Source organism: Paenarthrobacter sp. NPDC089322, assembly GCF_040684895.1.
In the GTDB taxonomy this organism is placed as follows: Bacteria; Actinomycetota; Actinomycetes; order Actinomycetales; family Micrococcaceae; genus Arthrobacter.
Window position 1 is genome coordinate 286,121 of sequence record NZ_JBFBGW010000003.1, and the last position, 23,703, is coordinate 309,823.

The following is a 23,703-nucleotide window of genomic DNA, read 5'->3' on the forward strand; positions in this document are numbered from 1 at the left end:
CCGACAAAGCCGGGCGGGCGTCCGCGTTTCCCCTGCATTCCCTTCGCCCACGGAGTGCTGTGAATTTCTTCACAACTGCCCCTGCCCGGCCGTAACATCGCACACCGGCTCCGGAATAGCGGTCCGTGTTCGATATTCTGGGCTGGTCCCGGCGCTGTGTCCGGGCCACGCATCCGCTCCTTGTCCAGTTCTGTCCCAAGTTGTCCAAAGTAAGGTGCCACCCCGTGTCAGCCACCAAACCCGTCGTCCTCCTCGCCGAGGAACTCTCGCCCGCCACAGTCGAGGCGTTGGGCCCGGATTTCGAAATCCGCCAGACCGACGGCGCCGACCGCTCCCAACTGCTGTCCGCCATCGCCGACGTCGATGCCATCCTGGTGCGCTCGGCAACCCAGGTTGATGCCGAAGCCATCGCCGCTGCAAAGAACCTGAAGGTTATCGCCCGCGCAGGCGTGGGGCTGGACAACGTGGACATCAAATCGGCGACGCAGGCAGGCGTCATGGTCGTCAACGCCCCCACGTCCAACATCGTTTCGGCGGCTGAGCTCACGGTAGGGCACATCCTGAGCCTTGCCCGCCACATCCCGCAGGCCAGCTCAGCCCTCAAGGGCGGGGAGTGGAAGCGGTCCAAGTACACCGGCATTGAACTCTTCGAAAAGAAGATCGGCATCATCGGCCTCGGCCGCATCGGTGCCCTCGTCGCAGCCCGCCTGCAGGGTTTCGAAACCGAGATCCTCGCCTACGACCCCTACATCACTGCCGCCCGCGCGGCCCAGTTGGGCGTCAAGCTTGTCACCTTGGATGAACTCTTGGAGAACTCCGACTTCATCACGATCCACATGCCCAAGACGCCCGAGACGGTAGGCATGCTGGGTGCCGATGCTTTCCGCAAGATGAAGGAAACCGCGTACGTCATCAACGTCGCCCGCGGTGGACTGGTGGACGAGGAAGCACTCTACATCGCGCTGAAGGAAGGCCAGATCGCCGGTGCAGGCGTGGATGTCTTCGTCAAGGAGCCCAGCACGGACCTGCCCTTCTTCGAGCTGGATAACGTCGTGGTGACCCCACACCTTGGTGCCTCCACCGACGAAGCCCAGGAAAAGGCCGGTGTTTCCGTAGCTAAGTCCGTTCGCCTGGCCCTTGCCGGTGAGCTGGTCCCGGATGCCGTCAACGTCGCGGGTGGCGTGATCGCTCCGGACATCCGCCCGGGCATTCCGCTGATCGAAAAGCTGGGACGGATCTTCACGGCGCTGACCCATGCATCGCTGACCCAGATCGACGTCGAGGTCGCCGGTGAAATCGCCGCCCTGGATGTAAAGGTACTTGAGCTTGCTGCGCTGAAGGGCGTCTTCGCCGATGTCGTCACGGAGCAGGTGTCGTACGTCAACGCACCGGTCATCGCCGAGCAGCGCGGTATCAACACCCGCCTGATCACCACCCCCGAGGCCGAGGACTACCGCAACGTCCTCACCATCCGCGGCGCACTGAGCGACGGTTCGCAGATTTCCGTTGCCGGTACCCTCACGGGACCCAAGCAGGTCGAGAAGCTCGTGGGAGTCAACGGCTATGACGTCGAAATCCCCATCAGCGAGCACCTTGTGGTGGTTGCCTACGCGGACCGCCCCGGCGTCATCGGTACCATCGGACACATCCTGGGCATGAACAACATCAACATCGGCGGCATGCAGGTGGCACGCCAGACCGAGGGCGGCCAGGTGCTCGCCCTGCTCACGATCGACAGCTCAGTGCCCCAGCAGGTCCTCGAGGCCATCAAGGCAGGCATTGGTGCGGAAATGGTCCGGGAAGTAGACCTGGAGGACTAGGGCTGATTCCATCCGCCGAGTCCACGTGCCGGAGACACGCCTCTGACACGTAAGTGTGTGGCCGGTCTGCTTACAATGGCTGGGTCCGGGATTCGGACCCGGCAGCAGGCCGGCCACTACTTTTTGCACATTCAGCCCGGGATTACTTTGTGTCCTACGTGAAATCCCGGTCCATGTGTGCGCGCCCGCAATCAAGGTTCAGGGAGCCCAATGAACGCCGTCCAAAGGTTCATCAGAAGCCGTGTGCTGCTGCTGACCGCGGCCATTTTGATCGTCGCGATGTGCTTGTCCGTCCTCGTCCAGAGCCAGTCGCAGGCAGCTCTGAACAGGACCGTGGATGAGAATTCCCGGGGTCTTTACGACATCCTGGTCCAGGCGAAGCCGGACCAGTCAGAGGACGGCGACGGCGGTGCGCTGATCCAGCCGGAAATCGCCAACGGCCAAGGCGGGATCAGCTTCGAGCAGCTGGAAGAGATCCGGGGCATGGGCCAGACGGCCGTGGCCGCTCCCATCAGCCTTGTATCCCGTGTTTCCCAGAACCTCGAAGCTCCGCGCCTGAACGCCATGGACTACCTCGGGTACAACGCCGGGCTGGCCGGTGCCGTCACGGCCGGGGACCCCTCCGCGATGGACTCCAGCAAGTGGCCTGCAGCTGAATCGGTTCTGTCCGACACCCCCAAGAAGTACCGCCTGACAGCCTCGGCCACGAGCTCTGACGGCGTCAACGAGCAGACGCTGTTCAAGACCAGCGCCGAAGGAACCCTCGGCAAGGGCCGCCTGATCCAGGAGAAGACCGCCGGTGGAACCAACGTCCGCATCGCGGGCCCGGACGGCGAAACGGGCATCAAGTTCCCTGCTCCGGCCCTTGGCTCCGAGCACAATCTCTTCAATCTTTCCGTGGCGCTGCCGCTGGCGCCCGAGGTGACCGAGTCCGTCGTCGCCGTAGACCCTGCTGCCGAGCGCGCGCTGCTGGGTTCCGCGGGCGACTTCCTGGCGCCGCTGGAAAAGGCTCCTCCCGCCGATGCCCGTAACGCCGGTGCGATCGGCCGCCACTTCGAGAGCCTCTTCACCACGGGCCTCAGCATGGAGCAGTTGGAAGAAGGTCCCGATTTCCTCGGCGTGAAGCTGAAGTACTGGGCGCCGCTGATGACCCAATACCAGCAGGCCAAGCGTGACGGACTCCTGACCGACGACTCCCAGGCCATCCCGCTGATCGTTCGTTCGGGTACTTCCCTTGATTTGAAGTACTCCGTCAAGATCGAGGAGATCGATGCGGGCGGCAAGGTAGTCAACGAGGTTGGCACGGTAACCCGTTCCTTGGACAAGGATTACCTGCCTTTCGTCTCCAAGGCGCCCTTCGCCCTTGAATGGCCCGGTTCCACTGACCACAGCCAGTTGCTTGGAAGCACGGCTTCCTTCAGCCAGGGTCTTTACAACCCGGCAACGTGGAGCACGGCGTTCGCGGCTGCGCCGCAGTACAAGGAAGGCGATGAAGCGTCCAACGGCGCTTCGGACAAGACGGCGACGCCGGGGGACTGGGTGACGGTCAACCGTCTTCCGGAGAAGTCCTCGTTCGGGGCGCCCGTTGACCAGACGCAGCGGAAGCCGGTGGATGAGCGCTCCTACCGTGAAGACCTGGAGACCGGCAAGAAGCCCGCTACGCCGATGCCCATGGTCTACGGCACTTTTGACCCGGCGGATGTCCAGGCGGCAGCCGGCGATGTCAACAAGCTGCCCCTCGGCGGCTACGACCCCGCGCCCCTGACTTTGAGCAAGGACGCAGAGGGCAAGGACGTCGATGGCACGGTGCTGAAGCCGTCCCTGAGCGCCACCGGACTCGTCAGCCAGTCAGCAGGCGCCATCACCGACTACTACGGTCTCGCTGCAGCCCGCGGCTACGACTCCAACGCCAACGTCATCGACGCCGTCCGCGTCCGCGCTGCCGCGACCGGTAGCTGGAAGCAGGCCCAGCCGGAGGTTGAGAAGCTTGCCTCGCAGATCCGTGAGCTCGGCCTCGAAGCCACCATCGTGGCCGGCTCCGCCCGCGAAGACGCCAATATCTTCGTTCCCGGTTACAGCAAAGACGACGCCGGCAAGGAATCTCCGCTGGGCACCGTCCAGCAGTCCTGGGTACGGCAGGATGCGGCTGACGCCGTTTCCGGTTCGCTGACGGGCACGAACGTCACCCTCCTCTTCCTGACCCTTCTCGGCGCCACTCTGCTCGTGGGTGCGTCGACGGTCAGCTACATCCGCCAGCGCAGGAGTGAGGCCGGCATCCTCAGGGCAATGGGGTGGACCCAGAAGCGCATCAGATCCTGGGTCCTGGAAGAGTTTGCCGTGGGAGCGGCCGCCCTCGCAGCAGCAGGAGTCGTCCTTAGCTTGCTCAGCTGGAACCTGGCCACGGTGATCGTCTCCGTGACAATGCTGGTGATCTACGTGGGTGCGGCCCTGCTGGCTGCGCAGCAGCTGCGCCACCGCGTCGTGATCGACCAGGAGCCGCAGCACGACGAACGCCTGGTCACGGTGGACTCACCCTTGACGTTTGCCAACAGGCAGCTGACCACCAACAGGTTCAACTCCGTCTCCCTGGCTGTTGCCGTGGGTGTCTTCGGTGCTGCCGTAGGAGCCCTCATCGCCCTGCTCATAGACATTCCCCGGGCTGCCGGCGCGAGCGCCTTGAGCGGCTTGGCTGCCGCAAGCATTGCCCTGCCGAGCGTGATCCTCGCCGTGTTCGGCGTGGTGGTTGGCTTGTTGCTGACATTGGTGACAGGCCGCTTCGAGTTGCATGCCAAACGCGAGTACCTGGCCACCCTGCGTGCCATGGGTTGGAACCCGGACATGCTGGGGCAGGTCCGCTTCTTCGAAAATGCGCTGGTAGGCACCGTAGCTCTGCCTTTGGGAGTCCTCGGCGCCCTCGGGCTGGGACTGCTCCTGGCTCCGTACGCGGCATTGTGGGCCGGGCTCGCCGGGCTGTTGGCCGTAATTTGCTGGATTCCGATTGCAACGAAAGTAGTCAAATGACCGAGAACCTGAACCAAGAGCTGAAGGCGACCCCGGAATCCACGGACGAGTCGCTGCAGACGCGCGCCAACACCATCGTTAAGGCTGCCGACCACGCCACGCCCCTGGAACTCAGCCGCGTCACCATCCACTATGGCGGCGATAAGGGCGGAGCCGAGGAAGTCGACGTCGTGGACGACTTCAACCTCACGCTGCACGCAGGCGAGATGCACTGTATCGCCGGCCGAAGCGGCTCCGGCAAGACAAGTATCCTGACCGTCAGCGCGGGACTTACGCTGCCGACGTCGGGCAAGGTCTTTTGGGAAGGCCACTCGCTGGAATCGATGGGCGATGACGAGATCGCCGATCGTCGCCGTGCGCTGATCGGATACGTTGACCAGGGCGGCGCCCTGATCGACGGCATGAGTGCGCTGGAAAACGTGCTCCTCCCGGCTGTTCCGGACGGTGAGGTGGAACAGCGCACCGAGATGGCGAAGGACCTTCTGGACCTGGTGGGACTTGGCCGCCGCATGCGGCACCGCCCCGCACAGCTTTCCGGTGGTGAACGGCAACGCGTGGCCATCGCCCGGGCCCTCATCCTCGGCACCCGCGTGCTGGTGGTTGATGAACCCACCGCGAGCCTCGATCGTGCGGCAGCCAACCGCATCATCGGCATCCTGAAGGACACCACAAGCGATGGCATTGCTGTCCTGGTGGCATCGCACGATCACGAACTGGTCCGCCTGAGCGACACCCTCACTGAGTTGAACTAGCTCGCGGAACCTACGCTTCGCCGGTTGGCCCCGGCACTGACTGGACCGGCCGTCACATGCGGCCGGTCCAGTCATCCCATCCGAAAAAAAGGTAACTTCTTAGAGTGACGTCTGCAGAGAAATCCCCGTTCTACATCACTACGGCCATCAGCTACCCCAACGGCGTGCCGCACATCGGCCACGCTTATGAGGTCATCGCAACCGACGCCATGGCGCGTTTCAAGCGCCTTGATGGTCATGAAGTGTTTTTTATGACGGGTACCGATGAACACGGACTCAAGATGCAGCAGTCCGCTGAGAAGGAGGGCATCACCGCCAAGCAGTTGGCGGACCGCAACTCGGCCGCCTTCAAGCAAATGAGCCGGGACCTGGGTATTTCCCACGACCGCTTCATCCGCACCACCGACCCTGACCACTACGCCGCCTCGCAGGCCATCTGGAAGAAGATGGAAGCCAACGGTGACATTTACCTGTCCAAGTACGAGGGCTGGTACTCGGTCCGCGACGAAGCGTATTACGTCGAAGACGACACCGTGGTGAAGGAAGACGGACTCCGCTACTCCAAGGAGACGGACACCCTTGTGACGTGGACGGCCGAGGAGAGCTACTTCTTCCGCCTGTCCGCGTATCAGGAGAAACTCCTTGCGTTGTACGAGGAGCAGCCCGACTTCGGTGCACCGCAGTCGCGTTTCAACGAGGTCATCAGCTTCGTCAAGCGCGGCCTCGAGGACCTGTCCATCAGCCGCACCACGTTCGACTGGGGTGTTCCGGTTCCCGGCGATGAGAAGCACGTCATGTACGTCTGGGTGGACGCCTTGACGAACTACCTGACGGGTGCCGGCTACCCGGACGTCGATTCTGAATCCTTCAAGAAGTTCTGGCCTGCCGACGTCCACGTCATCGGCAAGGACATCTCCCGCTTCCACGCCATCTACTGGCCTGCGTTCCTCATGAGCGCCGGACTCGAGTTGCCCAAGCGGGTCATGATCCACGGCTTCCTGACCAACAACGGCGTGAAAATGTCCAAGTCCTTGGGCAACGTCGTGGCACCGCAGGACTTCGTTGCCCAATATGGCCTGGACCAGTGCCGCTTCTTCTTCCTCCGGGAGGTCCCGTTCGGCGCTGATGGCAGCTACAACCATGAGGCGATCGTGGGCCGCATGAACTCCGACCTTGCCAACAATTTCGGCAACCTGGCCCAGCGTTCGCTGTCCATGGTCGCAAAGAACTGCGAGGGCAGGGTTCCCGTCCCCGGCGCATTCACCGCTGAGGACAACGCGCTCCTGGCCCAAGCCGGCGCGTTGCTGGAGACGGCCCGCGGCGCGTTTGACAAGCAGGAGTTCAGCCGCGCCCTCGAGGCCATCTGGGCCGTGCTGGGTGACACCAACGCCTACTTCGCTGAGCAAGCCCCGTGGGTGTTGCGGAAGACGGACGTTGAGCGCATGAACACGGTCCTTTACGTCACCTTGGAGGTCGTCCGGATCGTGGCGATCCTCGCCCAACCCGTCATGCCGTCGTCGTCCGCCAAACTCCTTGACGTGCTCGGCCAGCCTGAAGGCGAAGCCAGGAACTTTGCTGCCATCGGCACGCCGATCGTACCGGGCACGGAGCTTCCGGCACCCGCCCCGGTCTTCCCCCGCTATGAGGAACCCGTCGAGGCCTAGCCAACGCTCTCTCACCAAACACCCTTATACGCCAATCGCTCGCTCACTTCCCGTCGGCCCGGCCGGCGGAAGTGAGCGAGCGATGCGCTTTAAGGGGCGTTTGGTGACAGAGCGTCAGGCGGTGGCCAGGCCCTCAACCGGGGAAAGACGGGCCGCACGCCGGGCGGGAACGACCGAGGCAAGCAACCCCGCGACTACCGCCACGCCGAACACCGCCGCAAGTTGAAGCCACGGCACCGCCGGGACGACGTCAGCCACGCCGCCAAGCGCAGATTGTGCACCGAGCCAGCCGTAAAAGATGCCCAGGGCTGCTCCGATCACGGCTGCTACACCGGCCACAAGCACCGCTTCGATGGCCAGCATCCCCCGCAGTTGCCCCTTGGTCAGCCCGAGTGCGCGTAGGAGCGAGTTTTCGCGCGTCCGTTCCAGGACCGACAGGGAAAGGGTATTGGCCACACCGATCAGGGCAATCACCACCGCAACACCCAGGAGTCCAGTGACCACCAGCAGCAGGACATCGATGATGCTGTTGAATGTCACGCGTTCGATCACCGCACCGCTGACTGCGCGTTCGTGGATGCCCAGCGCTGAGGCAATGTCCTTCTGGATGGCCTGCACCTGATCGCCGGATACCGAATCATCAAGCTTCACCCACACCATTCCGGGCTCGCCGGGGAGCGCGACGGGCGGGATGCTGGCTGCTTCCACGAAGGCCGCGACATGGCGGGTGCGCAGCACCTTGGCGTCGAGCGTCACCGTTCCTGCCGCCGTCGTGATGTTTGCAGGGCCTTCCGGTGAATCCTCAGGCAGATAAACAACGCCGGGAACCGGCTGGAGCTTGGTGTCGCGGAGTATGGACGCTGCCTGGGAGGCGGGGATTGAGTAGATGGTAGCGCCGCCGCTCGATGTCGAATCTCCCTTGAGGGTACCGACGGGCTGCAACAGGGTTGCCTCGCTGACGCCGGAGAGCGATGCGATGCGCTCAAGCGCCGCGGCGGGATCCTTTCCGCCGGCGTCGGCAAGGGCGGTTGGTGCGGCCAGGTCCACGGGATAATTTTCGGCCAAGGTATCGTTGAACGCCTGCCTGGATGTCGCTGCGCCTGTCATCATCAGCGACACCAAGGTGACGCCGATCAGCAGGGCAGCGGCAGTGGCGGACGTCCTTGCAGGATTCCGGGTCGCGTTGACTGCGGCAAGCCTGCCGGGCACACCGGCCGGGGCAGCGAGGCGGCCGGCGACAGCCACGACGCCAGGGATGAACAGCGTGGCGCACAGCAGGATTCCAATGAACGACGCCGCCCCGCCGATCAATGCAACCGGAAGGGAGACGTTCATGCTTCCCAGCACCAGCAGCGCCGCGCCGCCCAGGAAGGCGGGCAAACCCAGGACAAGGCGGATTTTGCCACGTCGGTTGCGTACGGAAGCATCGTCGGCGGGCCGCAGCGCCGCAAGAGGTGCGACGGCGGTTGCCGCCTTCGCGGGGACCAGCGCCGCGGCGACGGTCAGCAAAGTTCCCGCCAGGAGCCCGATGGCGACGGCCGATGGCGGCACCGCCAGGGTTGCAAATGCTTGTTCAGGCTGTGTCTTTGCCCACGCGATCAGCCCGGACATCAAGCCGACGGCGGCGAGGACTCCAAACACCGAGGCGATGGACCCCACGATGAACGCTTCCACCATGACCGAACCCCGGATCTGCGACCGACCGGCTCCAAGGCAACGCAGGAGCGCTAGTTCCCGGGTCCGCTGGGCAACCAGTACGGAAAACGTATTGGCCACCACCAAGGTTGACACCAGTATCGCCACCCCCGCGAAGGCGAGCAGGACAACGGTGAGCTGGTCTTGGCCGGCACTCAACATCGCCACAGTGGACGTGACCTTCTCCTGCGCGGTTTCCAGGACGGGCTCCACGGCGCCTGCGGCCTCCATCCGGTGGGCGATGTACTCCTTGGCAGCGTTTACGTCCTCACCAGGCCTGAGGGTGAACTGCAGGCCGGAGTAGCCGGACCCTGCGTCCTGGACGGCGTTGAGGACCGGTTCCGAAGCAACCAGTTGCGCGGCTGACGAGGAGAAAGGATCGTTCGTGGCCTTGATGAGCCCCGTGATGGTCACGCTTGCGTTCTTGACCGGGCCTTCGCCGTGCAGTTCAAGCGTGCTGCCCACGGCGAGCCCGAGGTGATCGGCGCTTTTGACGTCCAGTGCCACATCGTAAGGCTGTGCAGGCAGCGATCCCGAGGACAGGACAGCGCCCTCGAGCGAGCCGTGGGCCACATTGCGCACCTTGCCGTATTGCTCGCCGCCGCCTGCCGTGAAGGTGACATAGGTTGACCGTTCGGCGTAGCTCCCTTCGACGGCCGGCGCGGAGACTGCAGCGTCCACGGCGGCTTGGCTGAAGGCTTCCCCGTTTTTCGAGGTGGCCACCAAATCAGCATTCCGGTAGGCCTCACCGATGCTGGCCCCGAGGGACGCAGTAGTGCTTGCGCCGACCATGAGCGTGGCGGACAGGAACATGACGGACAACAGCACCGCGAGGCCAATCGCAACGAAGCGTCGGAAATGCGTTGTTAGTTGTGAAAGGGCAACACGCAGCACGCCTCAGGCCCCCAACTTGCCGAGGGCGACGAGTACGGATTCGGCCGTCGGCTGGTCGATCCCGCCCACAAGGTCTCCGTCGCTCATGAGCACCACGCGGTCGGCGTAGCTCGCCGCGACGGGATCGTGGGTCACCATGATGATGGTCTGGCCCATCTCCTGGCTGCTGCGGCGCAGGAGGGAGAGCACCTCGCCGCCGGCCTTTGAGTCAAGGTTGCCTGTGGGCTCGTCTCCGAAGACGACGTCCGGTCGTGTCAGCAGCGCCCTGGCGACAGCGACACGCTGCTGCTGCCCCCCGGACAACTCATGCGGGCGGTGCTTCAACCGGTCCTTCAACCCAAGGGTGGTTACTACGGTATCCAGCCATCCGGCGTCGACCGCTGTTCCTGCCAATGCAAGCGGAAGCGTAATGTTTTGCTCGGCCGTCAAGGTGGGCACCAGGTTGAACGCCTGGAAGACGAAGCCGATCCGCTCACGGCGGAGCGCGGTGAGTTGGCGGTCGTTGAGGCCGGTGAGTTCCGTGCCACCCAGGACGATGCGGCCGGAATCTGCAGTGTCCAGCCCTGCCAGGCAATGCATGAGCGTCGACTTGCCGGACCCCGAAGGGCCCATGATGGCCGTGAACTTTCCGGCCTCGAAACGGACGGACACCTCATTCAGGGCCTTCACCCGTGTGTCAGCCCGGCCGTAACTCTTGGTGAGCGCGAAAGCTTCGACGGCGGGACGCGTTTGGGCGGCGTCGGTTCCGGAATGGTGGGGGAGGGGCGTGAAAGTTGTCATGGTTTCACGCTATGTTCCGGGACAAGCCTCCCGGATCGGGCCGGAGAACCATCCTGGGCGGCGTGGCCTCATACCGTGGTCTGACAAGCCGGCGCGGGCCTTACGTCCCCGGAGCTACGACGCCGGTTTCGTACGCTATGACCACAACCTGTACCCGGTCCCGGGCCCCAAGCTTGGCGAGGATATGGCCAACATGCGTTTTGACGGTGGCCTCCGACAGGAACAAACCGGCAGCTATCTCCGGGTTGGACTGGCCTTGGGCGATGAGCTGGAACACTTCGCGTTCGCGCGCGGTCAGGCGTTCCACGGCGGCTGCGTGTTCGCTCTTTTGCGGAGCCTGGGTCCTCAGCAGGGGAGCGACATGGTCCAGCAGCCGGCGCGTGGTGGACGGTGCGATCACAGCGTCCCCCCGATAGACAGTACGGATCGCCTCGAGGAGTTCTTCGGGCGGGGCGTCCTTGAGGAGGAAGCCGCTGGCTCCGGCCTGAATGGCAGCGAGGGCATATTCATCCAGGTCGAAGGTGGTGAGGACCACGATTTTCACGTCCGCCCGCCGGGACCCTGGCGGCTGGGCGGCAGCTTGTTCCAGGATGCGGCGCGTGGCTTCAATACCGTCCATGCCGGGCATGCGGACATCCATCAGGACAACGTCCGCGGTGGTGCCTGCAAGGGCTTGGATGGCCTCGATACCATTGCCGGCCTCGGCCACCACCTCGAGGTCAGGCTGGGAGTTGATGAGCATGCCGAACCCCGAACGGACCAAGTGCTGGTCATCGACGAGTGCCACGCGGATGGGCGCGGGAAGGTCAGGCATGGATCAGGCCTCCGAATACGGGATGAAAGCGGACACGCGGAATCCGCCGCCCTGTTCCGGGCTTGCGGTCAAGGAACCATCGTAGAGGGAGATGCGCTCGGCCATGCCGCGCAGGCCGTTTCCGCCACCCGGCGCGGGCGGATCGGCTGCGGCGCCCCGGCCGTCGTCGACGATGTCCAGCTGCAGTCCGCGATTCTGCCAGGTCAGCGAAACGCTGGCTGTCGCCTTCGGGCCGGCGTGCTTGATGACGTTGGTGAGGGCCTCCTGGATGATCCGGTACGCCGTTAGCTCCGCTCCGGCAGGGAGTTTGCGGCGCGGCATCCCTGTCTGTTCAAAAGCGACTTGGAGCGTGGCGGCCCGGAAGCCGAGAAGGAGTTCGTCGAGATCCGCCAACCCCGGCTGGGGCCTCGTGGGGGCATCGTCGTTGGATCGGAGCACGCCGAGGAGCCTGCGCATTTCGGCAAGTGAATCCCGGCCCGTTGCTGCAATGGTGGCCAAGGCTCCAGTGGCGAGTTCGGGCTTGGTCGCTGCCGCATAGCGGGCGCCATCGGCCTGGGTGATGATCACGGACAATGAATGCGCCACGATATCGTGCATCTCCCGGGCAATGTGGGAGCGTTCGTCGGCGGCGGCCAGTTGGCGCTCTTGCAGGTGCTCAACCTCAAGCCGCCGTGCCCTGTCCTCGAGGGCCTGCAACTGCAGCCTCCGGACGCGGGTGAGGTCGCCAAGGGTCCAGCTCACCAGGACAAGCATCCAGATCAGGACCGTATACAGGGCTCCGATGGTCAGCCCCATGATGCCGGATTCCGCGGTGCCGGAATACTCGCGGGTCGTCAGCATGACGCCGCCGAGCAGGCCCAGCAACAACACTGTCCGGCTGGCCCAGACGGGTCCGTAGGCAGCCGTGGCGTAAATGATGAGGGGGACCGCAACCTGGCCGGCTACGGGCTGTTCGCCGATGGCCCATTGAACGAGGCAGACGAAAACCACGACGCCGGCCGCCTCCACGGGACGGGTCCGTCGCCATGCCAAAGGCATGAGAAGGGCACACGACAGAAGGAAGAGGACCGGCCTGTCGGCCAGAAGGTAGACGGGACCGAAGACCAGGATCAGCAGAAGGGTGGCCGCCAGGTCCACTTTGAAGCGGTTGATGCGGAACCATTCGTATATCGCGTGCCTTCTATCCACGCTAAGACTCTATGCGCTGGCAACTGGCCGGGTCGTCATGCCCTGGTCTGACTCCCTTCGGGGCGTTGTTCGAAGAGTGAGACGATTTTGACCACGATGTGGATTGCTTGGCTAGATATACCTATGAGTGCATCGTCCATCAATCTGGCTGTCATCCCTGGCGACGGCATCGGCCCCGAGGTCATCGCCGAAGCCGTCAAGGTCCTCGAAAAAGCCGTCGCTGCCGAAGGCGTTTCCTTGGAGCAGACGCATTACAAGCTTGGGGCACAGCACTGGCTTGAAACGGGCGAGACGCTCCCGGACGAGGTCCTGGACGACCTGCGCACCCGCGACGCCATCCTCTTCGGGGCAGTGGGAGCCGCCCCCGGCGATACCCGGATCCCCTCAGGCATCATCGAGCGCGAGATGCTGCTCAAGCTCCGCTTCAGCCTGGACCACTTCGTGAACCTGCGTCCGTCCCGGTTGTACGGCACCGTAGGCAGTCCGCTGGCCGACCCCGGAACCATCGATTTCATCGTCGTTCGTGAAGGCACGGAGGGTCCCTACGTTGGCAACGGCGGCACGCTGCGTGGTGGAACGCCGCATGAAGTGGCCACTGAAGTATCGCTCAACACTGCCCACGGAGTGGAACGCGTTGTCCGCGACGCATTCCGTCGGGCGAATGAACGCCCCCGCAAACACGTCACGCTGGTCCACAAGCACAACGTCCTGGTCTTTGCGGGACACTTGTGGAAGCGCACAGTCGAGGCCGTGGCAAAGGAATACCCCGAGGTCACGCATGACTACCTGCACATCGATGCGGCCACCATCTTCATGGTCACGGATCCCTCCCGCTTCGACGTGATCGTCACCGACAATCTCTTTGGCGACATCCTGACCGACCTCGCTGCAGCCGTCACCGGCGGCATCGGGCTCGCAGCGTCGGGAAACATCAACATGGACCGTACGGCGCCGTCCATGTTCGAACCCGTCCATGGTTCCGCCCCGGACATCGCAGGCCAGCAGAAGGCAGACCCCACTGCTGCGATCCTGTCTGCAGTGCTGTTGCTGGACCATCTGGGGTACACCTCGGCGGCCCGCAGGATCGAAGCGGCAGTGGTTGCCGACGTCGAAAGCCGCACCGGTGAACCGCGCAGCACCGCTGCGATCGGCGACGCCATCGCGGCCGCACTTTAGGCCAATTACTCAGGCGTAAGCTTGTCTTGAATTATTTACCTGCTTCCCTGGTCCATCGCTGAACCACCCCCATTGTCGGGGGCCCGGTTCGCCCTGCCAGGTAGCTGACTGTGGAGGAAACATGACTCAGACTGCCCATGGCGTCGAATTCAGCCAGCAGCTTTCGGCCAACCCGAAGTCTGCTGAGGAGCGTGCAGCCGTCCTGGCGAACCCGGGCTTCGGCGACTACTTCACCGACCACACCGCCGTCGTCGACTATAAGGTCGACGCCGAGGGCAAGGGCGGTTGGCAGAATGCACGGATTGAGCCCTACGGACCCATTTCCCTGGATCCGTCGGCCGCGGTGCTGCATTACGGCCAGGAAATCTTTGAAGGCCTGAAGGCATACCGCCACGCCGACGGCTCAGTGTGGACGTTCCGCCCGGAGGCCAACGCGGCGCGCCTGAACAAGTCGGCCCGCCGTCTTGCGCTCCCGGAACTGCCCGAGGAGTACTTCCTTGGCGCCATCCGCGAACTGGTCCAGGCTGACAAGGAATGGGTCCCGTCCGGAGACGGCGAAGCCCTGTACCTGCGCCCGTTCATGATCGCCACCGAGGCCTTCCTGGGTGTTCGCGCTGCCCGCGAGGTCTCATTCCGCGTCATCGCGTCGCCCGCAGGAAACTACTTCGGCGGTGAGCTCAAGCCTGTGTCCATCTGGATCTCCCGCGAGTACGCCCGCGCCGGACGCGGCGGAACCGGTGCCGCCAAGTGCGGGGGGAACTACGCAGCCTCGCTGATCGCCCAGCAGGAAGCCGAAGCCAACGGCTGCAAGCAGGTACTCTTCCTGGACCACTTCAACGACGACGCCGTTGAAGAACTCGGCGGGATGAACGTCTTCTTCGTCATGAAGGACGGTTCGCTGGTGACCCCCGCCCTCAGCGGCACCATCCTTGAGGGCGTCACGCGCATGTCGGTTATTCAGGTGGCCAGGGACATGGGACGCCAGGTCTCAGAGCGGAAGATCACCCTTGACGAGTGGCGCGATGGCGTTGCCTCCGGCGAAATTGCCGAAGTCTTTGCCTGCGGCACGGCAGCGGTGATCACTCCGATCGGCGTCCTGAAGGATGCTACGGAATTCATCGGCTCCGCCGACGCCAAAGCCGGCGAGACCACCATGGCCATCCGTGAGCAACTCCTCGGCATCCAGACCGGCACGGTGGAAGACCGTCATGGTTGGCTGACCCGGCTGGTGTAGTCACCGGACTTTTCAAACGTACGACGGCGGCCCTCACCTTGGTATCCAAGCGGGAGGGCCGCTGTCGTTCCCAGCCCTCTCTCACCAATGGGCGGTTTTTCCCGGTCGCTCTCTCACGAATGGGCGGTTTTTCCCGGTCGCTCTCTCACCGGCGGCCGGGAGGTGCGAGAGGGTTGGCCTGGAGGGGGTCATTGGTGAGCGAGCGTCCGAGGGGTGCCAAGATGGAGGGGTGACTTCCAACGACGCAGTTCCGTCCGAACTCCAGCAAGCCAGTGAGCTGACGCGCTTCCGGTTGGCCCCCAATCCAGGGCCGATGAGCCTGGACGGCACCAACTCCTACATCATCGGTGCACCGGGTTCCGCCCACGTGGCCATCGTGGACCCGGGTCCGCAAGACGAGCGGCACCTGGCCGCGCTGGCAGCGTCAGGAGTGGTCGACGTCGTACTTATCACGCATAGGCACGCCGACCATACCGAGGCGTCGGCACGATTCCATGAGCTGACCGGGGCACCCGTCCGCGCGGCGATGGCAGAGCACTGCCACGGCGGCGAGCCGCTACGTGACGGTGACGTCTTGGCAGCCGGGGGTGTCGAAATCCGTGTGCTGGCTACACCAGGACACACTTCGGATTCATTGTGCTTCCACCTTCCCGGGGACGGGCCAAACGGTTCAGTACTCACCGGCGACACGATCCTCGGGCGCGGAACCACCGTGCTGGACTATCCCGATGGCAGGCTGGGGGATTACCTGACCAGCCTTGACCGGTTGGAAGCACTCGGCCCGGCAACCTTGCTGCCGGCCCATGGACCCGTGCTCGCCTCGTTGGAGGAGAAATGCCGTGAGTACCGTGAGCACCGTGAGCAGCGGCTTGATCAAATCCGGGCCGCACTCGCGCAGGTGGGAGGCGACGCGACTGTCGCCCAGGTGACCGACGTGGTTTACGCCGACGTCGATCCATCCGTCAGGTGGGCCGCGGAAACGTCTGTCGCCGCGCAGTTGGACTACCTGCGCAGCTAACTGGAACCCCGTTCGCCGGACGGTAGGCTTGAACCCATGCGTATCGCCCGGTTTGTAGTTGACTCTGATCCCCTCTATGGCGTTGTCGAAGGTGAGCCCGGCAGTGAGGAAATCACTGTCATCAACGGCGACCCCTTCTTCAATGGCGTCGAACGTACCCACGTCAAGCACAAGCTCGAGGACGTGCGGCTCCTCGCGCCCATCATTCCGCGCAGCAAGGTGATCGGTGTTGGCCGGAATTTTGCCGAGCACGCTGCCGAACTCGGCAACGAGGTTCCCCAGCACCCCCTGCTTTTCCTGAAGCCGAACACGTCGGTCATCGGCCCGAACGATCCCATCGTTCTTCCTGAGTTCTCCGAGGAGATCTCTTTCGAAGCCGAGCTGTGCGTCATTATCGGAAGGATCTGCAAGGACGTCCCGGAGGAGCGCGTGGATGATGTGATCTTTGGATACACCTGCGGAAACGACCTCACGGCGCGTGACGTCCAGAAGACCGACCTTCAGTGGGCCCGTGCCAAGGGGTTCGACACCTCGGCCCCGCTCGGCCCGTGGATTGAGACAGAGCTCGACCCTGACGACGTCGCAATCCAGGCCCGGCTCAACGGGGACCTTCGCCAGGACGGCAACACCACGCAGATGATCCGCGGTGTCCGGGAACTCGTGTCCATCGTTTCCCATGCCTTCACGCTCCTTCCGGGGGACGTCATCATGACCGGAACTCCGGCCGGCGTCGGCCTCCTTAACGAGGGCGACCGCATCGAGGTCGAGATCGAGGGCATCGGCCGGCTGTCGAACCCGGCCGTCCGGCGCTAGCCGGTACAGCCAACCACCAGCGCAAGTCCGACGCCGGTACTCGCCTTGGGTGCCGGCGTCGAGCGCGTCCCGCGGCGAAAGCGGGCTGGATTCAAGCGGTAAAGTTGAAGCACTATGACTACTGCTTCTGCGTCGAACGCTGCCTCCAGCGCCATTCCTGCCGTCAACGCCGAGACTCCGGTCCGCGTCCGTTTCTGCCCGTCACCCACGGGAACGCCGCACGTTGGTTTGATCCGCACCGCCCTGTTCAACTGGGCCTATGCCCGCCACACGGGTGGCAAGCTGATCTTCCGCATCGAAGACACTGACTCAGCCCGCGACAGCGAGGAAAGCTACCACCAGTTGCTCGACGCCCTGAAGTGGCTCGGCATCGACTGGGACGAGGGCGTCGAGGTGGGCGGACCCCACGAGCCTTACCGGCAATCGCAGCGCAGCGACATCTACCAGGACGTCATTGCCAGGCTCAAGGCCGGTGGACATGTCTACGAGTCCTACTCCACACCCGATGAAATCGAAGCGCGGCACAAGGCCGCCGGACGCGACCCCAAACTGGGCTATGACGGTTTTGACCGCCACCTCACGGAAGAACAGCTGGCACAGTACAAGGCGGAGGGCCGGGAAGCTGTACTGCGCCTGCGCATGCCGGACGAAGACATCACCTTCACCGACCTCGTTCGCGGTGAGATCACGTTCAAAGCCGGCTCCGTTCCTGACTTCGCAGTAGTCCGCGCGAACGGTGCGCCGCTTTACACCCTGGTCAACCCGGTGGACGACGCACTCATGGGAATCACCCACGTGTTGCGCGGTGAAGACCTGCTCAGCTCGACGCCCCGCCAGATTGCCCTGTACCGCGCGCTCTACGCGATCGGCGTCGCAGAGTACATGCCGGAGTTCGGGCACCTGCCGTACGTCATGGGCCAAGGCAACAAGAAGCTTTCCAAGCGTGACCCCGAGTCAAGCCTGTTCCTGCACCGTGAGCGTGGCTTCATCAGGGAAGGCCTGCTCAACTACCTCTCGCTGCTGGGCTGGTCCCTCAGCGCCGACGAGGACATTTTCACCGTGGAGCAGCTCGTCGCCAACTTCGACATCCACGATGTCCTGGGCAACCCTGCGCGCTTTGACCTGAAGAAGGCAGAAGCCATCAACGGAACGCATGTGCGCATGTTGGAGGCGGACGACTTCAAGGAGCGGCTGGTACCGTACCTGCGTGCCGCGGGATTCGTGGGGGAGATCCTGACGCCCCGCCAGGAGGAGATCCTCGCCGAGGCAGCTCCCTTGGTCCAGGAGCGTATCGCCTTGCTGGGCGAGGCTCCTGAGATGCTCGCGTTCCTGTTCAAAGCAGATGACGCAATCGACGTAGCCGACGACGCCCGCAAGGGTCTTCCTGCCAATCAGGACGAAGTCCTTGACGCAGCCCTTGCTGCCCTTGAGCCGCTCAAGGAGTGGACAGCCGAAAACATCCAGACAGCCCTTAAGCAGGCGCTGGTGGAGGACCTTGGAATCAAGCCCCGTATGGCCTTCGGTCCCGTGCGGACCGCCATTTCCGGCCGCCGCATTTCCCCGCCGCTGTTCGAATCCATGGTCATCCTGGGCAAGGATTCCTCGCTCACCCGACTCCGCGCTTTCCGCGGCTGACTCCAAGGCGGCAGGCATGGCCATCTCAAGCATCTTCGGCTCCGTTCGCGGGGTTCTGTTCGATATCGACGACACACTGGTAGACCTTGAGTACGCCATGACAACGGCCTTGCGTGACGTCAGCGAACATCTCCTGCCCGGCCTCGACCAGGCCGGGTGGGCGAAGTTCGGACGGATCTTCACGCACGAAACCACGCACTTCTACGATCGTTACCTGGCCGGGGAATTGACGTTCAATGAACAACGGCTTCTGCGGGGCCGGGCGGCATTGGGCCATTTCGGCGTGGAACTTGCTGATGGCGAGGAGTCACAGGCCTGGGTTGCCGAATACCATCAGCGGCAGACGGCCTACGTCCGCGCCTTCGAGGATGTTGCCGGTGTTTTGGATGCCCTTGATGCCGCCGGCATTCCCTACGGCGCAGTCAGCAACAACGTTCACGACTACCAGCGGGCGAAGCTGGACGGGGCAGGACTGTCCAGGATCAGGATCCTGGTGGGAACGGATACCGTGGGTGTCCCGAAACCGGACCCCGCGATCTACCTCGAAGGAGTCCGCCTGCTCGGGACAACACCCGGGGAGACGCTCTACGTGGGCGACAACAGGCTCCTTGACGCAGAAGGTTCCACCGCGGCCGGTCTGCTGGGAGTATGGCTGAACAGGACAGGGGAAACTGTTCCGGGCTTCATCGGCCCACAGGTGGACTCGCTCTCCAAACTGCTGGCCTCGGAAGCGAACCCGGATCCTGTTTGCGTGTGACACAGGTAACGCCTCTCCGATTTGTGCAGGTCAAAAGTCTCGGGTAGAGTAATTACTCGTGCTGAGGGGCACGGAGGGAAAAACCGAGGGAAACCGCGGTGACGAACTCCGGTCCGAAAGTCACTTTGGGATATGGTGTAATTGGCAACACTACGGTTTCTGGTACCGTCATTCTAGGTTCGAGTCCTGGTATCCCAGCTCTGAATTACCGCGGAATTCCGCGGAATTCAGAAAAATCCTGATCGCTCGCCGATTTGGATGAGAGCAGAATGTGTGAAATACTCATTCAGCTTTGATCGCCGGAAACGGTAATCAAGAAAGTGCAAGGCCCCATCGTATAGCGGCCTAGTACGCCGCCCTCTCACGGCGGTAACGCGGGTTCGAATCCCGCTGGGGTCACCAACAAATCCCCCGGAACAGTATGTTCCGGGGGATTTCTTTTTTTGCGTGCTCCGGGGCTCCCACGCTTCCCTCCATCGGGCTGGCATGATGAAACTGTGAGCGCACACGACGAGCCGACGAACGGCGGGACAGGCCCCGTCCGGAACCAGGCGTTGGACCACGCCGTCACTACACTCGAAGCAGCGCGGGCGGAATTGGCAAAGACTGTCTTGCCACTGGCATTGCCGGAAGCGGAAGAAGCCCGCCGGTGGGTCAGGGAGACATTGGCCCAACTCGACGACTACGTTCTTCCCCGCTACCGCAGCCTCGACGCACCGCTGCTGGCCGTCGTCGGAGGTTCCACCGGTGCAGGAAAGTCAACGCTGGTCAATGCGCTGGTCGGGTATCCCGTAACACGGGCCGGTGCCATCCGGCCGACCACCCGCCAGCCGATCCTGCTCCACCACCCCCAGGATGCAGAGTGGTTCGAGGGGCAGCGCATCCTGCCGAACCTGGAGCGGATCCGGGGATTTGTATCGGCCGGTCCGGTCCCGGCCAACCAAGCCGGTGCCGCTCCCAATGCCCATGCGGTATCGTCCCTGGTTTTGGTGGGCCATGAGCGGGTTCCACAAGGGGTAGCAATTCTGGATGCCCCCGATATCGACTCAATATCCGACGATAACCGGCGGCTTGCCGGACAATTGCTGGCAGCCGCGGACCTCTGGGTATTCGTCACCACAGCCAACAGATATGCGGACGCTGTGCCGTGGCGACTCCTCCTGGACGCAGCATCGCGCGACATTACAGTGTCCGTGGTCCTGGACCGCGTTCCACAGGCGGCTGAGGAAGAAGTCACGACGGACCTCAAGGCGATGCTGGACCGGCAGGGACTCGGAACTGCAGAGCTTTTCGTCGTGCCTGAAACCACCTTGGACGCGGTAGGGATGCTGCCGGCCGAAGCGGTTGGGGGACTGCATGAATGGCTGGTGGAACTCGCGGCGGACGCGTCGGGGCGGGCCGACGTTGCACGGCGTACGTTGCACGGAGCCATCAGGGCGGTCAGCGTCCGCTTTGATGCTATTGCCGTAGCTGCCGAAGAACAGGAAGCCGCCGCCCGCGCGCTGCGCACAACCTGCGTGCGCGAGTACGAGGAAGCTTTGACCCGCATCCTCGATGCCACCAAAGACGGCGCCCTTCTGCGGGGGGAGGTGCTGGCCCGATGGCAGGACTTTGTGGGCACGGGCGAGTTCTTCAGGTCAGTGGAGCAGAATATTGGACGGTTCCGGGATCGGCTGGGTGCCTTCTTCAGGGGTGAGCCAATGCCTGCAGTAAAGGTTGAGACTGCGATCGAAAGCGGGCTGCAGGCAGTGATTGTTGACGAAGCCGCCAATGCCGCGGAAAACGTTGACCGGCGCTGGCGTTCTGACGCAGCCGGGCGGGGACTGCTGGCGGCCGATGATCTCTCGGGGACCAGCGCGGGGTTCGAGGTGAAGTCGGCCGCCGGCATCCGCTCGTGGCAGGAGGGTCTCATGGAACTCATCCGGACCCAAGGCCAGGGGAAGCGCACCCAGGCCCGGTGGTTGTCGTTCGGCGTCAATGGCCTTGGCGCGGCCCTCATGGTGGTGGTGTTCTCCATGACCGCGGGACTGAGCGGGCTGGAGTTGGGAATTGCAGGTGGAACTGCAGTAGTGGGCCAAAGACTCCTGGAGGCGGTATTCGGCGAAGATGCGGTGCGCCGGCTGGCGCAGCAGGCGCGCGACGATCTGCACACGACGTGCCAGCGGCTCCTGGACGAGGAACGGGACCGTTTCCTCACCCGGCTTGAGGCCGCAGAGCCCCACGGCGGCAGCGGACTCAAGGATCACTCGCAAGCACTGAGCCGCCTGGCAGGCACTGCATGAGCCGCCATAGCCAGGTCAGGGAGTCTTCGCGGCTGCAGCGGAGGCTCGAATCACTGAATACTGCACGTGAGTTGGGGGAAGGAGTGCTGCCCGAGCCGGACCTGCAGTCCGTGTATGAGGTCCTGGAGCGCGCAACGTCCCGACGTTCACTGTCCGGTGGCCACACAGTGGTGGGCTTCTTCGGCGCAACAGGGAGCGGTAAGTCGTCCCTGTTCAACGCTGTCTCCGCCAGCAACCTGGCAACGGCTGCGGCCCGTAGGCCTACCACGTCCGCACCCCTGGCAGGCATTTGGGGCGAGGAAGGGAGCGGGCCTCTCCTGGACTGGCTGGGCGTCCAGGAGAGGCATGGATTGCCGGAAGTACCCGGATTGGCAGGGGAAGAAACCGGCCTGCTCCTCCTGGACTTGCCGGATTTCGACTCAACCAAGCTGGAAAACCGACAGATCGTGCAGCGGTTGGCCGGGATGGTGGACGTCCTGGTGTGGGTGCTGGATCCGCAAAAGTATGCCGACGCGGCCGTGCACAATGATTTCCTGCAGCCCATGGCCTCGCATGGCGCGGTCACTTTGGTTGTCCTGAACCAAATCGACAAACTGAGCCCTGCAGATACTCCCGCTGTTCTGGCCTCCTTGGAAGGCATCTTGGAGCGTGACGGCCTGGGCGCCGTCAGCGTGCTGGGCGCCTCGGCACTGACGGGCGAGGGCGTTGGCGGTGTCCGTACAGCCATCCGACGCGTCGTGGTCCAGCGGGAAGCTGCCACGAAGCGCCTGTCTGCCGACGTCGCTGCAGCGGCCGCCAGGCTGGCCGAAGCCTCCGGTGAAGGCGAGGCGCGCGGCGTCGCGGCGACTGCGAAGGCGAAGCTGGCGTCCGAGTTGGCGACGGCGGCAAACGTCCCGGTGGTCGTGGATGCTGTTGCGCGCTCGTATAAGCGCGAGTCGGCCCGCAGGACCGGGTGGCCGGTGACGAGGTGGCTCCTGCGCTTCAGCCCTGATCCGCTGCGCCGATTGAACCTGGGACGGCAGGATACCCGGCCGGAACTGAACAGGACGTCCCTGCCGGCGGCCGGCGCACCCGAGCGCGCCCGCACGGACGCTGCGGTCAGGGACTTCGCAGACGAAGCTTCCGAAGGAGCTCCCGGCCCGTGGCGGGCGTCCATCCGCGGGGTGGCACGGGAGGGTCGCGAACAATTGCCGGATGCCTTGGACCAGGCTATTGCGGGGACGGACCTCAAGGCTTCCCAGCGCCCGGTTTGGTGGCTGCTTTTCAATACCCTGCAGTGGGTCGCGCTGTTGTTGGCCGTCGGGGGCCTCGGGTGGCTGGGTGTCCTTGCCGCCCTGGGCTACTTTCAGTTGCCCGTACCGGATGTTCCCCGGACGGAAGGGTGGCCGTGGCCGACGCTCATGGTGGCCGGTGGCGTCGTGCTGGGCGTCCTGTTGGCAGTCATCGGGAGGATCATCAGCGGTTGGGCGGCCCGGATGCGTGCCAAGGGCGCGGCGCGAAGGCTGAAAGCTGCCGTGGCCAGTGTCGCCGAGAAACGTATTGTGGAGCCGGTGGACGTGGAGATCACCCGGCTGCGGGCCTTCAATGCTGCGCTCAAAGATGCACGTACGGCCTAGCTCTGGAGATCCGCGGCGGCGTCCCTGACCTTGATCAGCGTGCGCAGGTTACGCGTGGTGGTGCTTGCCTTGTAGCGTGCCTTCGCCGACAACTTGCTGAACGGGCTGTCCAGCGTTCCGCCGGCCGGGGCCAACCATGCTGAAGCTTCAGGTCCCAGCCGTACCTGGTCCACACCGCCGAGTGCCTCGCCCGCCTCGAACAACTCGTCCAGCATCGCTGGGTCCGAGGCCAGGGTGATGTAGCTGTGCGTGGACTTGTCGTCTGCAGGGTAAGGGCAAGCGTCCACCAATTGAGCCACACGTGCAGCCGTGAGGACCACCACCCATGCGTCGTAGCCAAAGGATTTCCGTAAGCACTTTTCGAATTCCGTCTTCACGTGCTTGGCATCAAGTTCGCTCTGCAGCACGACATTTCCGCTGGCCAGGAGCGTCTTGACCCCGGAGAACGGGCAGGCTTTCAGGGCGGTCTTGAGGTCGGCCATCTTGATGTTGATGCCACCGACGTTGATGCCCCTGAGGAAGACCGCGTAGCTGTCCATGAGGC

17 protein-coding genes and 2 tRNA genes are annotated in these 23,703 nt (G+C 63.9%); 14 read left to right on the forward strand and 5 right to left on the reverse strand.

Annotation, left to right across the window (positions count from 1 at the left end; translation table 11 throughout):
* Positions 1-224: 224 nt before the first annotated feature.
* From serA to metG, 4 genes are all read left to right on the forward strand, one after another.
* Complete coding sequence (gene serA / locus AB0N65_RS05315) at positions 225-1,820, forward strand: phosphoglycerate dehydrogenase (RefSeq protein ID WP_364158663.1); 1,596 nt, start codon at positions 225-227, stop codon at positions 1,818-1,820.
* Positions 1,821-2,030: 210 nt separating this feature from the next.
* Positions 2,031-4,841 carry an FtsX-like permease family protein gene (locus AB0N65_RS05320; RefSeq protein ID WP_364158666.1) on the forward strand — a complete coding sequence of 937 codons (2,811 nt, stop codon included), beginning with the start codon at positions 2,031-2,033 and terminating at the stop codon, positions 4,839-4,841.
* A complete protein-coding gene (locus AB0N65_RS05325; RefSeq protein WP_364158669.1) occupies positions 4,838-5,593 on the forward strand; it encodes an ATP-binding cassette domain-containing protein in 756 nt (251 codons plus the stop codon). The genes AB0N65_RS05320 and AB0N65_RS05325 overlap by 4 nt, the downstream gene beginning before the upstream one ends.
* Positions 5,594-5,697: 104 nt before the next feature.
* Positions 5,698-7,257: a methionine--tRNA ligase gene (gene metG, locus AB0N65_RS05330; RefSeq protein ID WP_364158672.1), complete on the forward strand. Its 1,560-nt coding sequence runs from the start codon at positions 5,698-5,700 to the stop codon at positions 7,255-7,257.
* Between the two features lie 114 nt (positions 7,258-7,371).
* On the opposite strand, the gene AB0N65_RS05335 is transcribed toward metG, so the two are convergent.
* The 4 genes from AB0N65_RS05335 to AB0N65_RS05350 all read right to left on the reverse strand — a co-directional run bounded on the left by AB0N65_RS05335 (position 7,372) and on the right by AB0N65_RS05350 (position 12,628).
* Complete coding sequence (locus AB0N65_RS05335) at positions 7,372-9,846, reverse strand: FtsX-like permease family protein (RefSeq protein ID WP_364158675.1); 2,475 nt, start codon at positions 9,844-9,846, stop codon at positions 7,372-7,374.
* A 3-nt stretch (positions 9,847-9,849) separates the two neighbouring features.
* On the reverse strand, positions 9,850-10,626 hold the full coding sequence (locus AB0N65_RS05340) for an ABC transporter ATP-binding protein (protein WP_364158678.1): 777 nt from the start codon (positions 10,624-10,626) through the stop codon (positions 9,850-9,852).
* Between the two features lie 100 nt (positions 10,627-10,726).
* On the reverse strand, positions 10,727-11,440 hold the full coding sequence (locus AB0N65_RS05345; RefSeq protein WP_364158681.1) for a response regulator transcription factor: 714 nt from the start codon (positions 11,438-11,440) through the stop codon (positions 10,727-10,729).
* Positions 11,441-11,443: 3 nt separating this feature from the next.
* Complete coding sequence (locus tag AB0N65_RS05350) at positions 11,444-12,628, reverse strand: sensor histidine kinase (RefSeq protein WP_364158684.1); 1,185 nt, start codon at positions 12,626-12,628, stop codon at positions 11,444-11,446.
* A gap of 123 nt (positions 12,629-12,751) precedes the next feature.
* On the opposite strand from AB0N65_RS05350, the gene AB0N65_RS05355 reads away from it, so the two are divergent.
* The 10 genes from AB0N65_RS05355 to AB0N65_RS05400 all read left to right on the forward strand — a co-directional run bounded on the left by AB0N65_RS05355 (position 12,752) and on the right by AB0N65_RS05400 (position 23,159).
* Positions 12,752-13,804, forward strand: a complete 1,053-nt coding sequence (locus AB0N65_RS05355) for a 3-isopropylmalate dehydrogenase (RefSeq protein ID WP_364158686.1) — start codon at positions 12,752-12,754, stop codon at positions 13,802-13,804.
* Between the two features lie 121 nt (positions 13,805-13,925).
* The gene (locus AB0N65_RS05360) at positions 13,926-15,038 is read left to right on the forward strand and encodes a branched-chain amino acid aminotransferase (RefSeq protein WP_364158689.1); all 1,113 of its coding nucleotides are present in this window, start codon (positions 13,926-13,928) and stop codon (positions 15,036-15,038) included.
* A gap of 229 nt (positions 15,039-15,267) precedes the next feature.
* Positions 15,268-16,056, forward strand: coding sequence for an MBL fold metallo-hydrolase (locus AB0N65_RS05365; RefSeq protein ID WP_364158692.1), 789 nt, complete (start codon positions 15,268-15,270; stop codon positions 16,054-16,056).
* Between the two features lie 36 nt (positions 16,057-16,092).
* The gene (locus AB0N65_RS05370; protein WP_364158694.1) at positions 16,093-16,869 is read left to right on the forward strand and encodes a fumarylacetoacetate hydrolase family protein; all 777 of its coding nucleotides are present in this window, start codon (positions 16,093-16,095) and stop codon (positions 16,867-16,869) included.
* Positions 16,870-16,983: 114 nt separating this feature from the next.
* Entirely contained in the window at positions 16,984-18,504 is a 1,521-nt protein-coding gene (gltX, locus tag AB0N65_RS05375; RefSeq protein ID WP_364158697.1) for a glutamate--tRNA ligase, read from the forward strand.
* A 16-nt stretch (positions 18,505-18,520) separates the two neighbouring features.
* A complete protein-coding gene (locus AB0N65_RS05380) occupies positions 18,521-19,261 on the forward strand; it encodes an HAD family hydrolase (RefSeq protein ID WP_364158699.1) in 741 nt (246 codons plus the stop codon).
* Positions 19,262-19,387: 126 nt separating this feature from the next.
* Positions 19,388-19,459 (forward strand) — tRNA-Gln (locus AB0N65_RS05385).
* A 128-nt stretch (positions 19,460-19,587) separates the two neighbouring features.
* Positions 19,588-19,663, forward strand: a tRNA-Glu gene (locus AB0N65_RS05390).
* A 152-nt stretch (positions 19,664-19,815) separates the two neighbouring features.
* Positions 19,816-21,543, forward strand: coding sequence for a dynamin family protein (locus AB0N65_RS05395; RefSeq protein WP_364158873.1), 1,728 nt, complete (start codon positions 19,816-19,818; stop codon positions 21,541-21,543).
* A complete protein-coding gene (locus tag AB0N65_RS05400) occupies positions 21,540-23,159 on the forward strand; it encodes a GTPase (RefSeq protein ID WP_364158702.1) in 1,620 nt (539 codons plus the stop codon). Before AB0N65_RS05395 ends, AB0N65_RS05400 begins: the two co-directional genes overlap by 4 nt.
* On the opposite strand, the gene AB0N65_RS05405 is transcribed toward AB0N65_RS05400, so the two are convergent.
* The gene (locus tag AB0N65_RS05405) at positions 23,156-23,698 is read right to left on the reverse strand and encodes a DUF1697 domain-containing protein (protein WP_364158705.1); all 543 of its coding nucleotides are present in this window, start codon (positions 23,696-23,698) and stop codon (positions 23,156-23,158) included. The two genes, AB0N65_RS05400 and AB0N65_RS05405, sit on opposite strands and share 4 nt — an antisense overlap.
* Positions 23,699-23,703 lie beyond the last annotated feature (5 nt).